At 70.7% G+C, this 15472-nt stretch carries 14 protein-coding genes; 2 read left to right on the top strand and 12 right to left on the bottom strand.

Going from position 1 to position 15472, the window contains the following annotated elements:
• Window positions 1–5 precede the first annotated feature (5 nt).
• From AC07Y4_RS17230 to AC07Y4_RS17200, 7 genes are all read right to left on the bottom strand, one after another.
• Window positions 6–1085, bottom strand: coding sequence for an AAA family ATPase (locus AC07Y4_RS17230; RefSeq protein ID WP_062482644.1), 1080 nt, complete (start codon window positions 1083–1085; stop codon window positions 6–8).
• On the bottom strand, window positions 1082–2644 hold the full coding sequence (locus AC07Y4_RS17225) for a DUF5691 domain-containing protein (RefSeq protein ID WP_495274837.1): 1563 nt from the start codon (window positions 2642–2644) through the stop codon (window positions 1082–1084). The genes AC07Y4_RS17230 and AC07Y4_RS17225 overlap by 4 nt, the downstream gene beginning before the upstream one ends.
• Complete coding sequence (locus AC07Y4_RS17220; protein ID WP_487847456.1) at window positions 2641–3987, bottom strand: SWIM zinc finger family protein; 1347 nt, start codon at window positions 3985–3987, stop codon at window positions 2641–2643. Before AC07Y4_RS17220 ends, AC07Y4_RS17225 begins: the two co-directional genes overlap by 4 nt.
• 58 nt (window positions 3988–4045) lie before the next feature.
• On the bottom strand, window positions 4046–4606 hold the full coding sequence (locus tag AC07Y4_RS17215) for a hypothetical protein (protein WP_487847457.1): 561 nt from the start codon (window positions 4604–4606) through the stop codon (window positions 4046–4048).
• Window positions 4603–6639, bottom strand: a complete 2037-nt coding sequence (htpG, locus tag AC07Y4_RS17210) for a molecular chaperone HtpG (RefSeq protein WP_487847458.1) — start codon at window positions 6637–6639, stop codon at window positions 4603–4605. Before htpG ends, AC07Y4_RS17215 begins: the two co-directional genes overlap by 4 nt.
• A 158-nt stretch (window positions 6640–6797) precedes the next feature.
• On the bottom strand, window positions 6798–7847 hold the full coding sequence (locus tag AC07Y4_RS17205) for an ABC transporter substrate-binding protein (RefSeq protein ID WP_487847459.1): 1050 nt from the start codon (window positions 7845–7847) through the stop codon (window positions 6798–6800).
• Between the two features lie 67 nt (window positions 7848–7914).
• Window positions 7915–8823 (bottom strand): LysR substrate-binding domain-containing protein, encoded by a 909-nt coding sequence (locus AC07Y4_RS17200; RefSeq protein WP_487847460.1) that lies wholly within the window; start codon window positions 8821–8823, stop codon window positions 7915–7917.
• Between the two features lie 101 nt (window positions 8824–8924).
• On the opposite strand from AC07Y4_RS17200, the gene AC07Y4_RS17195 reads away from it, so the two are divergent.
• Window positions 8925–9938 carry a zinc-dependent alcohol dehydrogenase family protein gene (locus AC07Y4_RS17195; protein ID WP_487847461.1) on the top strand — a complete coding sequence of 338 codons (1014 nt, stop codon included), beginning with the start codon at window positions 8925–8927 and terminating at the stop codon, window positions 9936–9938.
• A 188-nt stretch (window positions 9939–10126) separates the two neighbouring features.
• Entirely contained in the window at window positions 10127–10831 is a 705-nt protein-coding gene (aqpZ, locus tag AC07Y4_RS17190; RefSeq protein ID WP_095747097.1) for an aquaporin Z, read from the top strand.
• Window positions 10832–10855: 24 nt separating this feature from the next.
• Here aqpZ and AC07Y4_RS17185 read toward each other — a convergent pair whose 3' ends face one another.
• From AC07Y4_RS17185 to AC07Y4_RS17165, 5 genes are all read right to left on the bottom strand, one after another.
• Complete coding sequence (locus tag AC07Y4_RS17185) at window positions 10856–11194, bottom strand: hypothetical protein (RefSeq protein ID WP_487847462.1); 339 nt, start codon at window positions 11192–11194, stop codon at window positions 10856–10858.
• A gap of 140 nt (window positions 11195–11334) precedes the next feature.
• Window positions 11335–12696, bottom strand: coding sequence for a sensor histidine kinase (locus AC07Y4_RS17180; RefSeq protein WP_487847463.1), 1362 nt, complete (start codon window positions 12694–12696; stop codon window positions 11335–11337).
• On the bottom strand, window positions 12693–13349 hold the full coding sequence (locus AC07Y4_RS17175; protein ID WP_062480678.1) for a response regulator: 657 nt from the start codon (window positions 13347–13349) through the stop codon (window positions 12693–12695). The genes AC07Y4_RS17180 and AC07Y4_RS17175 overlap by 4 nt, the downstream gene beginning before the upstream one ends.
• Window positions 13350–13447: 98 nt before the next feature.
• A complete protein-coding gene (locus AC07Y4_RS17170; RefSeq protein WP_487847464.1) occupies window positions 13448–14566 on the bottom strand; it encodes a winged helix DNA-binding domain-containing protein in 1119 nt (372 codons plus the stop codon).
• A gap of 10 nt (window positions 14567–14576) precedes the next feature.
• Window positions 14577–15410 carry a pseudouridine synthase gene (locus tag AC07Y4_RS17165; protein ID WP_062480682.1) on the bottom strand — a complete coding sequence of 278 codons (834 nt, stop codon included), beginning with the start codon at window positions 15408–15410 and terminating at the stop codon, window positions 14577–14579.
• Between the last annotated feature and the right edge of the window lie 62 nt (window positions 15411–15472).

Raw genomic sequence — 15472 nt, 5'->3', positions numbered from 1 at the left:
TCGCGTCAGAGTTGTTCTCGGCAGGCGCGGTAGAGGTCCTTCCAGTCGGCCCGCTCCTTGACGACGGTCTCGAGGTATTCCTTCCACACCACCTGGTCCTGCACCGGGTCCTTGATGACCGCGCCGATCAGGCCCGAGGCCACGTCGGCCGAGCGCAGCACGCCGTCGCCGAAGTGGCCGGCCAGCGCCATGCCGCTGTTGATGACCGAGATGGCCTCGGCGGTCGAGAGCGTGGAGGTGGGCGACTTGATGCGCGTCTTGCCGTCTTCGGTCTGGCCGTTGCGCAGCTCGCGGAAGATCTGCACCACGCGGCGCACTTCCTGCAGCGCGGGCGGCTCGGCCGGCAGCGCGAGCGCGCGGCCCAGCTCGCCGACGCGCTTGACGACGATCTGCACTTCCTCGGCCTCGCTCGACGGCACGGGCAGCACCACGGTGTTGAAGCGGCGCTTGAGCGCGCTCGACAGTTCGTTCACGCCCTTGTCGCGGTTGTTGGCGGTGGCAATCACCGAGAAGCCGCGCGTGGCCTGCACCTCGGTGCCGAGCTCGGGCACGGGCAGGGTCTTTTCCGACAGCACGGTGATCAGCGAATCTTGCACGTCGGCCGGGATGCGCGTGAGTTCTTCGACGCGTGCGATCTTGCCCAGGCGCATGGCGTGCACCAGCGGGCTCGGCACCAGCGCCTTTTCAGACGGGCCATGGGCCAGCAGCTCGGCGTAGTTCCAGCCGTAGCGCAGCTGCTCTTCGCTGGTGCCGGCGGTGCCCTGGATCAGCATCGTCGAGTCGCCGCTCACGGCGGCGGCCAGGTGCTCCGACACCCACGACTTGGCCGTGCCCGGCACGCCGTACAGCAGCAGCGCGCGGTCGGTGGCGAGCGTGGACACGGCGATTTCCATCAGGCGCGAATTGCCGATGTACTTGGGGCTGACCTCGAAGCCGTTGGCCAGCTTGCCGCCCATCAGGTAGGTGAGCACGGCCCAGGGCGAGAGCTTCCAGTTGGCCGGGCGCTGGCGGTCGTCGACCTTCTGGAGCGCTTCGAGTTCTTCGGCGAATTGCTGTTCGGCATGCTGGCGCAGGACATTGCTCATGGACGGCCTTGGGAAGAGGTTGAAAGTGAAGAAGAAGAGGAAGAAGAAGGAAGCGTGGCGACCAGCCGGCGCGCGCGCACGATGCGCGCGGTGTCGGTCAGTGCGTTGGCGAGGCCGGGACTTTCCTCGGCCGCGCGCGGCAGGTCGGCCAGCAGCGGCAGTGCATCCAGGTGCAGCAGCGCGGCGGCGGTGCCGAGCACCTGGCGCAGCACGTAGTCGTTGACGAGGTCGCCGCGCTCGACGCGCATGCGCAGCGCCTGGGCGATGCGCAGCGACAGCGCGGCCGACGGCGTGTCGCCGGGTGCGCAGGCCTGGTCGGCGAACGCGACGACGTCCTGCACGCCCTGCCCCGCATCGCCGAGCTGCGTCGCCCAGTGGCGCTCGCGGCGCTCGCGCGGCAGCAGCGCCAGCAGCGGGCCCACGCCGCCACGATGGGCACGCGGGCGGTCGAGCAGCGCGTCGCACCAGTCGAAATCGGGCGCGGCCAGCACGGCCTCGTTCCAGCCGCGCAGCAGCGCGTCGTGCCAGTCGCCCTTGGCGGCCCAGTCGAGCAATGCAGCGGGCGTCATGCCGGTGCGCGTGGTCCACCAGGCGAGCGGCATCTGGCGCACGAGCTGGTAGAGCCACCAGGCACGCTCGCCGAGGCTGTCGTGCGTGGGGCGTGCGGCGTCGATGGCGTCGTCCTTCCAGCGCGGGTCGGCGGCCTCGGGGGCGTTGAGTTGCCACGTCGCGCCTTGCGACGACAGCAGCGGTGCGAGGAAGGCTTCGACGCGCCGCACATGCGCGCTGGCCGGCAGACGCTGCAGCAGCTCGACCACGGTCTGGCGCACGTCGCGCGCGCGGTCCTTCAGCTGGGCTTCGAGCAGCGCTTCGTCGTCGGGGCCGAGGTTCTCGGCCAATGCGCCGAGCAGCACGGCGCGTTCCTTGGCGGGCAGCTGCGGCAGCTCGGCGGCGAGGCGTTCGCGCGCGCCGGCCGGGTCGTCGCGGCGTTGCTCGGCCAGCACGGCGCGGCGCTGGTCGATGCTGCCTTCGTCCCAGCGGGTCTGCGAGTCGGCCTGCGCACTGGCGCCGACGGCGTAGCGCCAGTCGTCGTTGCGCGCGGCCAGCCAGCGCCCACGCTCACCGAGCGCGAGGACGACGGCGGGACGCAGTGCGGTGTCGCGGCGGCCGGCATCGAGCGCGGCGGGCAGCAGGCTGGGTGGCAGGCGCCAGCCAGCGGTCGAGAGCACGGCCAGCACTTCGTGCTGCAGGCGCTGCGGGCCAGAGGCGAGCGCATCGGCGATCACGGCGAGCAAGGCGGGATCGCCGAGCGCGGGGCAGGTGTCGTTGGCGGCGGGCGGTGCGTCGTCGGCCGGCAGGCCCGGCGCGACGAAGCCCGCGCGGCGGCCGACGGCCACGGCGCCCGCGACGCGCAGCAGCACGCCCTGCGCGGTGTCGGTGGGTTGTTGCAGCGCCTGGAGCAGCGCGCCGAAATCGCCGGCCATGCCGTCGGCGGCCGGCACGGGTTGGCGTGCGGTGCCGACGAGGGCCGTCTGCAGCAAGGTGTTCCAGTGGCTCATGCGCGTGCTCCGCTCAAGGTCCAGACGGGTGTTCCACCCTCAGCCGCCCACGCGGTGAGCGGCGCGAACTGCTCGCCGTCCCATTCGCCGAACACGCGCAGCGGCGCACCGCCCGAATGCGCCAGCAGCTGCCAGGCTTCCGCTGCGGCCAGCTGCATCGGCAGCGCTTGCGACGCGGCGCCCAGGCGCAGCCACCACTGGTCGCCGTGCCGCGCGGGCACGGCATCGGCCCACACCAGGGGCAGCAGCGGCTGCCACGGGTTGGCCGCAATCTGCTGCGCCATGCGTTGCCATTCACCGGCTTCGTCGGGGGCGGTGACCGGTGCGGCGGTCGACGCGGCCTCAGCCGGCAGTTCGGCCACCACCGCGCGCTGCGAGGCATGGCCGGGATAGAAGCACAGCACGGCCGCGCGTTCGCTGCCGCTGACCCAGCCGGTCTCGAAGCCGCGCCCGCCGTGCGAGTAGTCGAGCAGCAGCGCGCGGCGTCCGCTCGCGCGGCCCTGCAGCCACACATGGCGCTCGACCAGCTTGGTGTCGCGCTCGTCCAGGCACTGGCCCAGCACGAGCCAGTGGTCGCTCACGCGTTCGCCGTCGGCCAGCAGCGCCTCGCGGTCCTGCGGCCAGCCGAGGGCGGCGCGCAGGTCGGCGCGCGTGGCGGGCGAGAGGCTGTCGCGGCGCGGCACCGCATCGACGATCAGTTGCAGCCGGCCCAGCCGGTCGAGCAGCCGCGCGGGCCAGCCCTCGCCGGCGCCGATCAGCTCGGCCGCCTGCGTGATGCGCTGGCCGAGCCCCGGCGCCTGCGCGTCGACCATGCGCGCGGCCATGGCGGCCCAGCCTTCGGCCTGTTCGCTGCCGAGCGCGGCCAGGCCGCGCTGGGTCTGGTCGTCGAGCCAGCGCGCGAGCTCCTGCACGCCGGCCTCGATGCGCTTCCAGCGCTGCGCGTCGCGCTTGGCGGCGGCAGCGGGATCGGGCGCGGCGGCCGGCTCGGCGGCGCGGGCTTCTTTCTTCTCGGCCTTCTCGCGGCGCGAGGCGAGCCAGTCGGCCACCCACGGCGGCGGCGCGGCGGCGGTGAAGCTGGCTTCGCTCTGCGCGCGCAGCAGCATCAGCGCCAGGCCGTGCTTGCAGGGGAATTTGCGGCTCGGGCAGGAGCAGCGGAACACGGGCCCCGACAGGTCGACCTGCGTCTGGTAGGGCTTGCTGCCGCTGCCCTGGCATTCGCCCCAGACGGCGTCGTCGGAATGCCCGAGCGTGGGCCACTTGGCGGGCGCGAGCAGGCCTTTGGCGGCCTTCGCGGAGGCGTCGTCCGGCGCGAGCGCGAGGACGGCTTCGGTACTGAGACTCATGGAAAGGGCAGCCTCGCGCCGGGCCGCGGCGCGGTCAGGGGTGGGAGGGGCGCGACCATCAGGGCGCGATGGGGTTGCCGGGCGTGCCTGCTTCGCCGGCCACGACCGCTGTTTTCGCAGCGGGGGCGCGGTAGGACACGCGTGCCGCCGGCACGGGTGTGGCGGCGATCGGTGGCGACGGCGACGAAGCCATCGGCCGCGTGACGCCGGCCTTGGTAACGGTGACAGGCGTGGCAGCCGGTGCGCCGGCAGGCACCACCACGGCCGGCGTCGCCTGCCCAGGCGCTGCGGGCGCCGTCTCGTACGGGTTGTGCAGCACCACGCTCTTGCCGACACCCACGCCGGTGCCGATCGGCCCGACGCCGACCCCCACACCGACGCTGGCCGAGCCGGTCACGGCGCCGTTGTCGTGCAGCGCCACGCCCGCGCCGAGCGGGCCCCAACCGGTGTTCAGGCCGACGGAGAAATTGCCGTCCTTCGTGGCACCGAGCCCGAGCGAGAGCCCGGGCACGATCGGAATGCCGATGTGATAGTGCGAACAGCCGCCCACCAGAAGCAACAGCAGCAGCGCCGAGGTGGCAGCCGCTGCGCGACGAACGATGCGCGGCCGGGCGTTCACACCAGCAGCGCGTTGACGCGCCTCACGTAGGCAGCCGGGTCGGCCGGCAGGCCGCCTTCGGCCAGCAGGGCCTGGTCGAACAGGATGTTCGCGAGGTCGTCGAAATGCGCGGAGCCTTCGAGCTTCTTCACCAGCGGGTGTTCGGCGTTGACTTCGAGCACGGGCTTGAGGTCGGGCGCGGGCTGGCCGGCCTGCTTGAGCATGCGCGCGAGCTGCGTGCTCATGCCGCCGTCTTCCACCACGAGGCAGGCGGGCGAGTCGACCAGGCGCGTGGTCACGCGCACGTCTTCGGCCTTGTCCTTGAGCGCCTCTTTCAGCTTCTCGAGCAGCGGCTTGAACGACTCGGCGGCTTCCTCGGCGGCCTTCTTCTCGGCTTCGTCCTGCAGCTTGCCCAGGTCGACCGCGCCCTTGGCCACGCTCTGCAGCGGCGTGCCGTCGAACTCGTTGAGGTAGTTCAGCGCCCACTCGTCGACACGGTCGGTCATGAGCAGCACCTCGATGCCCTTCTTCTTGAAGACTTCGAGCTGCGGGCTGTTCTTGGCGGCGGCGAGGTTGTCGGCCGTGATGTAGTAGATCGCGTCCTGGCCGTCCTTCATGCGCGCCTTGTAGTCGGCGAAGCTCACGCTCGCGACGTCGCTCGTGGTGGAGGCAAAGCGCAGCAGCTTGGCGATGCGGTCACGGTTGCCCATGTCCTCGCCCAGGCCTTCCTTCAGCACCGCGCCGAACTCGGCGTAGAACCTGGCGAACTTGCCCGATTCGTCGGCGTACTCGGCGGCGGCTTCGGCGGCGGGGGTGGTGTTCTTGTCGACCACATCGGTCACGCCTTCGGTCGGCTCGGGGGCGGGCACCGATTCGCCCGAGCCCACGTCGACCTTGCCTTCACCGCTCTCGGGCGCGGTCTTCTGCTTCCTGGCCAGGTCTTCGAGCATCGACAGCACGCGCTTGGTGCTGCCTTCGCGGATGGCCTTCACGTCGCGGCTTTCCTGCAGCAGCTCGCGGCTCACGTTCAGCGGCAGGTCGGCCGAGTCGATCACGCCCTTCACGAAACGCAGGTAGTTGGGCAGCAGCGCCTCGGCGTCGTCCATGATGAAGACGCGCTTGACGTACAGCTTGACGCCGGCGCTCTTGTCACGGTTCCACAGGTCGAACGGGGCCTTGGACGGGATGTACAGCAGCTGCGTGTACTCGGTGCTGCCTTCGACGCGGTTGTGGCTCCAGGCCAGCGGCGCTTCGAAGTCGTGGCTGATGCTTTTATAGAACTCTTCGTACTGCTCGGCGGTGATGTCCTTCTTGGGGCGGCTCCACAGGGCGTTGGCCTTGTTCACCGTTTCCCATTCGCCGGTTTTCACCATGTCGCCGGGCTGGTCGTTCTCGCCGTCTTTCCACTCTTCCTTTTCCATCAGGATGGGCAGGGAGATGTGGTCGGAGTACTTGCCGACGATCTGCTTGAGCTTCCAGGCGTTGAGGTATTCGTCGGCATCGTCGCGCAGGTGCAGCGTGATGCTGGTGCCGCGCGCGGCGCGCGTGATGTCGGCCACCTCGAAGTCGCCGGCGCCGCCGCTCACCCAGCGCACGCCCTGGTCGGCGGGCAGGCCCGCGCGGCGCGACTCGACCGTGATCTTGTCGGCCACGATGAAGCCCGAATAGAAGCCCACGCCGAACTGGCCGATGAGTTGCGCGTCGGCCTTCTGGTCGCCGCTCAGGCGGCTCATGAAGTCTTTGGTACCACTCTTGGCGATGGTGCCCAGGTTGTCGATGGCTTCCTGGCGCGACAGGCCGATGCCCTTGTCGGTGATGGTGAGGGTGCGCGCGGCCTTGTCGAACGTCAGGCGCACGTCGAGGTCGGGCTGGTCTTCGTACAGCGCGGGGTGGTCGAGCGCCTCGAAGCGCAGCTTGTCGCACGCGTCGGACGCGTTCGAGATCAGCTCGCGCAGGAAGATTTCCTTGTTGGAGTACAGCGCATGCGTGACGAGGTGCAGCAGTTGCGCGACTTCAGCCTGGAACGGGAGTTTGGTATTGGAGGAATCAGCCATGGGAAAGAAAGGGATCGAAGCCAAAAAATTCTAAGGCGAGCCGCCCGCGACGGGCGGCGGCCTTGCCAACTTTATGAACTGGGGTTGTCGCGCCAAAAAACAACGAGCGCAAGGCCGCGCGAACTTTGTCACACGGGTGTCGGCTCAGCGCCGCGCTTTCAGCGCGGTTGGGACTCCACCTCGCGCGTCCAGCGGTCGATGAGCCGCTTGCGCTCGGCCGCCTTGCCGTACTTCTCGAAGTCGTACTTGATGAGCTTCACGCTCTCCATCGACGGAATGCGCGGATCGGGCTTGAAGGTCTTGTTGGCCGGCGACTGCAGGCTGCCGGCCTTGGCGCCGATGGACTGGCCCGCGGGGCTCATGAGCCAGTCGTAATAGCGCTTGGCGTTCTCCTTGTTGCGCGCGCCCTTCACGAGCGCGATGCCGCCGATCTCGAAGCCCGTGCCTTCGCAGGGCGCGGCGGTCTTCACCGGAAATTTGTCGTGGCGCCAGCGCTCGAAGCCGAAGATGAAGCTCACGCCGATCGCCACCTCGCCCTTGGCCACGTTGGGCGCCTGGGCCTGGCCGCTGCGCGTGTAGCTGGTGACGTTCTTGTGCAGCTTCTTCAGGTAGTCGAACGCGGGCTCCTCGCCCATCTGCTGCACCAGGCCCGCGATGACGGTGTAGGCCGTGCCGCTGGTGGCGGGGTGCGAGATTTCGATCTCGCCCTTGTACTCGGGCTTGATGAGGTCGGCCCAGCACTTGGGCTCGGCGAGCTTCTTTTTCTTCAGCAGCTCGGTGTTGAAGCCGAAGCCCATGGCGCTCGTGTAGAAGCCGCCCACCATGTTCTGCGACATGGCGTACTGGCGCACCGACCAGTCGTGCAGGTCGTTGATGTAGGCCGGGCGGTACGGCTCGAGCAGGCCCTGCTCGGCGGCCTGCAGGAAGGGGTCGCCGGTGCCGCCCCACCAGAGGTCGGTCTTGGGGTTGGCGGCTTCGGCGCGCAGCTGCGCACCGATTTCGCCGGTGCCCTTGTGGGCCTGCTGCACCTTGATGCCGGTCTCGCGCGTGAAGGCCGTGGCGGCCGCCTCGCACCAACCCGCGTCGGTGCTGCACAGCGCGTTGACGGTGCCTTGCGCGGCGGCCTGCGACGCCCCGAGCAGGAACGCCGTGCCCAGGCAGGCGGTGGCAAGGGCACGCACGGTGTGCCGGGGAGCGAATGAAGGCATGGGCGGGTCTCCTCGTTGTTCGACGTTGTATGACAGCGCAGGATAGCGCCGGCTTGGGTGCTTGAGGTCAGCGCGCCGCCAGCAGCGGCGGCAGGTGCGCCACCAGCCAGTCGATCACCACGCGCGTCTTCAGCGGCAGGTAGCGGCTCGGCGTGCGGATCACGTGCAGCGGAAAGCCAAACGGCTCGGGCTCGTCGAACACGCGCACCAGCGTGCCGGCCGCGAGCGCGTCGGCCGCCAGCCAGGCCGGCAACCGCGCCAGGCCCATGCCGCCGATGGCGGCCTCCAGCAGCACCTCGGCACTGTCGCAGCGCAGCCGCGAGGGCAGCGCGGCCTCCACCACCGCGTCGCCTTCGCGAAAGCGCCAGGGCGAGACCTGCCCGTCGCGGGCGTAGTACACGGCCTCGTGCGGCGCGACCAGTGCCGCAAAGTCGCGCGGATGGCCGCGCTCGGCCAGGTACGCGGGCGCTGCGCACAGCAGCATCCACTGCACGCCGACCGGCCGCGCCACGAGGCCCGCGCTGTCGTCGAGCTCGCCGCTGCGAATCGCCAGGTCGAGCCCCTCTTCCACGAGGTCGACGCGCCGGTCGTTGAAGGCCAGCTCCAGCGACAGCTGCGGATGCTGGCGCGCCAGGGCCAGCAGCAGCGGCCCCACCTTGAGCCGCCCCAGCATCGCCGGCATGCTCAGGCGCACGAGGCCGGCGGCCGTGTGGCGCGCGGCGTCGGTGAGCGCCTCGGCCGCTTCCAGCTCGGCCAGCGCGCGGCGGCAGCGCTCGTAGTAGCCGTGCCCTTCCTCGGTGAGGCTCTGGCTGCGCGTGGTGCGCAAGAAGAGGCGCGTGTCCAGCCGCGCCTCGAGCCGCGCGATGCTCTTGGCGACGGCCGAACGGGTGACGTGCAGGCGCTGCGCGGCGAGCGCGAAGCTGCCCGCCTCCACCGCCGCGACGAACTCCTCGATGCCTTGCAGGCGTTGGCTCATTGGATACTTTCAAGCACCATTCTTCGGAAAATTATCCACCACCGGATCGTTTTCATCGTCAATAGCATCGAGGCCGATCTTTTCCGATGGAGCCTTTTCCGATGCAAGAACCCGACGTGCTGCGCCGCTGGCAGCTTCCCCGACTGGGCCGCGCCCACCTCGCACAGGCCGAAGCGCCGATGCCCTCGCCGGGCCCGGGCCAGATCCTCGTGCGCGTGGGCGCGGTGGCGCTCAACTACCGCGACCTGCTCATGGTGCGCGACGGCATGGGCATGGCGCTCGAACTGCCCTTCACGCCCGGCTCGGACATGGCGGGCACCGTGGTGGCCGTGGGCCCGGGCGTGCGCCGCTTCGCCGTGGGCGACCGCGTGATCAACACCTTCTGGGGCGGCTGGATCGACAGCCACTGGCACGCCGACACCACGCTGCTCGGCGGCCCCGGGCCGGGCATGCTGGCCTCGCACGTGTGCATCGATGCGAACTGGGCCGTGGCCGCGCCCGCCACGCTGAGCCTCGAGGAAGCCAGCACGCTGCCCTGCGCCGGCCTCACGGCGTGGTTCGCGCTGGTGGAAACCGGTGCCCTGCGCGCGGGCGAGACGGTGCTGGTCCACGGCACCGGCGGCGTCGCGCTGTTCGGCCTGCAGCTTGCGCGGCTGCATGGCGCGCAGGCCATCGTGGTGACGGGCAGCGCCGACAAGCAGGCCGCGGCACGCGCGCTCGGCGCCACGCACGTGCTCGCGCGCGACAGCGACTGGCCCGCCGAAGTGCGCCGGCTCACGCACGGGCGCGGTGCCGACCACGTGCTCGAACTCTCCAGCGGCCCCGACCTCGACCGCTCGCTGCAGGCCGTGAAGCAGGGCGGGCGCGTGTCGATCATCGGCATGCTCGGCGGCGACACGCTGAGCGCGTCGTTCTACGCGATGGTGCTCGGCCGCGTGACGGTGCAGGGCATCGGCGTCGGCCACCGGCGTGCGCTCGAAGAGCTGGTGCGCGCGGTCGATGCGAACGCACTCAAGCCGGTGATCGCCGCGCGCTACGGCTTCGACGCGCTGCCCGCCGCGCTCGACCACCTGGAACGCGGCGCGTTCGGCAAGGTCGTCGTGACGATGGCATGACGGCGATGTGACGCGGCCCCGCCCTCGCCCGACCATTTGCAAATGCTGCAGGGCACAAATCCACAGCATTCGTGAACAGTTGCCGCTAAGCGCGCCGGTTTGCTCGACGCCTCCATTTCCCGTTCCTAGAATGCGGCCCGCGTTCGGCTCCCGCCGTGCGTGCTTTCTCAACTTCAGGATGGAGCGTTATGGAACACAGTACCTACAAAAAGTGGTCTGCAGAATTCATTGGTACTTTCTGGCTCACGCTCGGAGGCTGCGGAAGCGCAGTTCTGGCCGCGGCCTTTCCGGGCGTCGGCATCGGCCTGCTCGGCGTCTCGCTGGCCTTCGGTCTGACGGTGGTCACGGGCGCCTATGCGCTCGGTCCGATCTCGGGCGGCCACTTCAATCCGGCCGTGTCGATCGGCCTCGCAGCCGCAGGCCGCTTCAAGGCCGGGCAGCTGCCGGGCTACATCGTGTCGCAGGTGCTGGGCGCCATCGCGGCGGCCGGCGTGCTGTACCTGATCGCCACCGGCAAGCCGGGCGCGGACATCGGCGGCTTTGCCACCAACGGCTACGGCGAGCACTCGCCCGGCAAGTACGGCATGACGGCCGCACTCATCAGCGAAGTGGTGATGACCGCCGTGTTCCTGATCGTGATCCTGGGTGCCACCGCCAAGCGCGCGGCGGCCGGCTTCGCGGGCATGGCCATCGGTCTGTGCCTGACGCTGATCCACCTGGTGTCGATCCCCGTGACCAACACCTCGGTGAACCCGGCGCGCAGCACCGGCCCGGCGCTGTTCGGCCCGTCGTATGCGGTGTCGGAGCTGTGGCTGTTCTGGGTCGCCCCGATCGTGGGCGCGATCATCGGCGCGGTGATCTACCGCGCACTGCTCAGCAGCAACGACGACTGAGCTTGAAAGTCCCTGGCAGCGGAATCAGCTTCCGCTGCCCGACTTCACCATCGGCAGTGAAGTCGATTGCCCGATGGGCTCGGTGCCCGTCGGGTGTGAGGCCGCATAGGCGCCGGCCTGGATGTCGGACACCGGGGTCATCCCATTGATCGCCGGCGCCGACGTCGACTGGCCAATGGGCTCCGTGCCGCTCGGACGTGCCGCCGCCATCGCGCCGGCCTGCACCTCCGGGTTCTCCGGCGAATTCAACTGCAGCGGGTGGAAGTCCGAACCGTCGGTGGTTTCGGCGGAGGCGTTGACCGTGCCCAGGGCCGCGAACGCGGCGAAGGAAGCAACGGCAAGAAGCTGGAACGAAGTGCGCATGGTGTGTTCTCCTGAGGGCAGGTTGTCTCCGGTCCGGGGCCGTCGCGCGGACCGCGCGCAGCAGGACCAGCAGCCACTCTAGGCAGCCTGACTGAGGCCAGCGTGAGCGAAGAATGAGCCGGGAGTGAGCACCACGACGACTACGTCGGCAGCGCCACCCGCGCCCTCAGCCCCGGCCCGTCGTCCCTGTTGCGCAGCTCGATGCGCAGGCCATGCCGCTCGGCCGCCGTGCGCGCGATCGCCAGGCCCAGCCCGCTGCCGCCCGCCGCCGCGCCGGGCACGCGAAAGAAGCGGTCGAACACGCGCTCCAGTTCGGCCGGCGGAATGCCCGGCCCGTTGTCGAGCACATCGACCACCGCCTGCCCATCGACGCGGTGCAGCCGCACATCGACCACGCCACCTTCGGGCGCGTAGCGCAGCGCGTTGTCGATCAGGTTGTCGAACACGCTGCGCAACTCGATCGCAGGCGCAGTCACCACCGCACCGGTCAGACCTTCGAAGCCCACGTCGATGCGCCGCGCATCGGCCAGCACCATGCGCTGGCCCAGGCTTTCGCGCAGCAGCGCCTCGATGTCGACCCGCTCGCCCGGCACATCCGACGGCGGCGCGTCCTGCCGCGACAGCTGCAGCAGCTGCTCGATGAGATGCTGCGCGCGCGTCACGCCGGCCTCGAGCTGGTTGAAGCGCTCTGTGGCTTCGCCCGCCGGCACGTGCGCGCGCAGGTTCTCGATCTGCAGGCCGATGGCGGCCATCGGCGTGCGCAGCTCGTGCGCCGCGTCCTGCACGAAGCGCCGCTGCGTGGCGAAGGCGCTGCGCACGCGCGACAGCAGATGGTTGAAGGCGCCCACCAGCGGCGCGATTTCGTCGGGCACGCGCGCCAACGACAGCTCGGTGGGGCGGCGCTCGTCCTGCGAGGCCACGTCGCGTGCCACGCCGCGCAGCGAGCGCGAGGCGGCCGACACGATGAGCCACAGCACCAGCAGCGCCGCCGGCAGCAGCAGCGCGATCGGCAGGCCTTCGAGCAGGGCGCGGCGCAGCGCGCGGCGATGGCGGTAGTCCTCGTTCTGCAGCACCTGCACGCGCGGCGCGTCGGCATGCGGCGCGGGCTCGGCCGTGAACACGCGCCAGCGCGAATGCGCAGGCCCTTCGGCGCGCACGTCGCGAAAGCCGCTGCCGGGTTGCAGCGGCACCGACAGCGCGGGCCACGAACTCGCGCGCAAGGTGGCGCCATCGGCACTCCAGATCTGCACGACGAAGGCGCCGCGCGAGAAGGCCGCTTCGCCGTCCATCGCGCGCGGGGTCTTGGGCGGGTCGTTGCCCGCGTACGACTCGGCCACCAGCCGCATCTGGTCGTCGAGTGCGTTGTGCACGAGGTTGCCGTAGGCCAGGAAAGAGAACCACGCCGTGAGCACCGCCGCCACCACATGCAGCGTGACCAGCCACAGCAGCAGCTGGGTGCGCAGCGAACGCGGGCGCCACCAGCGGCGGGCGGCACCGGTCATGCCGCCACTCGCCAGCCCAGCCCGCGCACGTTGCGGATCGCGTCGGCGCCGAGCTTGCGGCGCATGCCGTGGATCAGCACGTCGATGGCGTTGCTGGTCACTTCGTCGCCCCAGCCGTAGATGCGGTTCTCGAGCTGCTCGCGCGAGAGGATGGCGCCGGGCCGCTCCAGCAGCGCATGCAGCAATGCGAACTCGCGCGCGGTGAGCGCCTCGCGCACGCCGTTCACGGCCACCTCGCGCGTCGTGAGGTCCAGCTGCAGCGCGGCGGTGCCGATCAGCGAATGCGCGGCACCGTCGCGGCGGCGCACCACGGCGCGCATGCGCGCGAGCAGCTCGCGGAACTCGAAGGGCTTGAGCAGGTAGTCGTCGGCGCCGAGGTCGAGGCTGTGGATGCGGTCGTCCAGGCCGTCGCGCGCGGTGAGCACCAGCACGGGCGTGGCGTCGCCGCGTTCGCGCGCGCGGCGCAACACCTCGGTGCCGTCCTGGCGGGGCAGGCCCAGGTCGAGCAGCACGCAGGTGTAGCCGCCGTCGCCGAGCGCGCTGTGCGCCAGCTCGCCGTCGCGCACCCAGTCGGCCGACCAGCCTGCGCCCTCGAGCGCCTGCTTCAGGCTGCGCCCGATCATTTCGTCATCTTCCACCAGCAGCACGCGCATCGCGGCGACTCCTTTGCGCGCAAGGTAGCACGCGACCGGGATGATCGTCAGGGGCCCTGCGCCTCGGCGCAGCGTAGGCGCGAAGACTTAGGCGGGGCTTAGGGCCGCAGGACGCGGACGGCGTGCCGCTCGCCGCCTGCATCCTCTGCGTCCGCGGCAAAGGCCAGCAGGCGCAGCGCCTCTTCTTCCACGCCGCGCCGGTCGGCCGCGGACCAGCGCGTGAAAGGCTCCAGCACCACGGTGGCCGTGCGCGTCGCGCGCTCGATCTTCCAGGTGCCCGCCACGAAGCCGTCGAGCAGCACCGTGCCGCGCACGATGCCGTTGACGGTGAACACGCGGGCGCGGTGCGCCTCGTCGAGCACGCGGCGGCGGTCGGCGTGCGAGAGCAGCAGGTTGTCCCACTCGGCGACCAGGCGCGGCGGCGCGAGCGTGTCGGGGTCGGGGCGCGGCGCGCGCGGCAGGTCGAAGAGCTCCTGGCCCTCGTCGCCGGTGAACACGCGCAGCTGCGGCCTCAATCGATCGGCCACGGCCTTCCAGCCCGTGAGACCCGACCACGCGCTGACATCGGCCAGCGTCGCGGGGCCGAAGGCGGCGAGGTAGCGCAGCAGCAGATCGTCCTGCGTGGCAGCGGCGATGCCGGCAGTGGCATCGCCCAACCAATCACCGAGCGGCTGCAGCAGCGCGTTCTGGTGCGAGTTCCAGCTGCCCGCGGGCGGCAGGTGGACCAGCGGCACGTTGTTGCGGATGAGTGCGGCGAGCGAGGCCGGCGGGTGGTCTGTCCAGCGCGCCGCGAGCGCCTGGCCGAGGGCGGTGCCGGTGAGCGGCCCGTCGTCCAGCAGCGCGCGGCCCGCCTTCACCACGGCCGCGCGGTCGACGCCTTCGAGGGCCCGCGCATGCAGGCCCGACAGGCCGCGCTGGTGCACGGGCGCGAGCAGCGGGCGCCAGGCCCACGCGTCCGAAGCAGTCATCAGGTGCAGGGTGGCGCGCAGCGTCGACATGCGCACGATGCGGCGGTTCTTCAGCGCGTCGGTCAGCTGCGCTCGGTGAAAGCCTTCGAGCCGGCTCCACAGGCCGACGTAGGGCGGGTTGGGCGCCTGCGCCTGCAGCCCGGCCAGCTTCCCGATGGCCTGCACGACCGTCGCCTTGCGCCGCGCCAGCAGCATCTGCCGCGCGAGCGTGGCCCGGTTCAGCGCGCGACGGCTCAGCACCGCGGCCATGGCCAGGTCGTCAGAATTTTTCGTGCGGCGCCAGGTAGCGCCACTGCCCCACCGGCAGGTTACCCAGCATCACCTTGCCGATGCGCACGCGCTTCAGGCCCACCACCTTCAGGCCCACCAGCTCGCACATGCGGCGGATCTGGCGCTTCTTGCCTTCGGTGAGCACGAAGCGCAGCTGCTCGGGGTTCTGCCACTCCACGCGCGCCGGCTTGAGCGCCTGGCCGTCCAAGCTCAGGCCGTGCCGCAGCCGGGCCAGCATGGCGGGCGGAAACACCGCCTGCACGTTGGTGGTGACCGGGTCGTCGTCGTCCAGGCGCACCAGCTGGCCGGTGGGCGCGGGCTGGTCCAGGCCGTGGTAGGCCACGCGCACGAGGTATTCCTTGTCCATCGTCGAGTCTTCGCCGATGAGCTGGCGCGCGATGCGGCCGTCCTGCGTCATCACGAGCAGGCCGGTGGAGTCGATGTCCAGCCGCCCGCACGGCGCCAGGCCGCGCAGCTGCTGCGGGCCGAAGAAGAAGCGCGCGTTGTCTTCCGACCAGCGGTTCTGCGGCGTGAACAGCGTGACCGCCGGCTCGTGGCCATCTTCGGCCTGCCCGCTCACGTAGCCGATGGGCTTGTTGATGAGGATCGTGACCTGGTTCGCCTGCTGCCCCTTGGCGGCCTTGTCGACCTCGATGCGGTCATTGGGCGTGACCTTCACGCCCATCTCGGCGGGCTTGCCGTTGACGCGCACCCAGCCCTGCGCGATCCAGTCGTCCGCCTCGCGGCGCGAGCACAGGCCGAGTTCGGCCATGCGTTTGTTGAGGCGCACGGGCGCGTGGGGAGAGGTGGAGGGCTCGGTCATGGGGGGGCAAATCCTAGCAAATGCGCCCTGCGAGTATCTGGCCGTTTGCCATCGGCCGCCTG

It is taken from the genome of Variovorax sp. GW460-12-1-14-LB1 (genome assembly GCF_059423605.1).
This window is presented reverse-complemented; position numbering and strand designations above follow the sequence as displayed.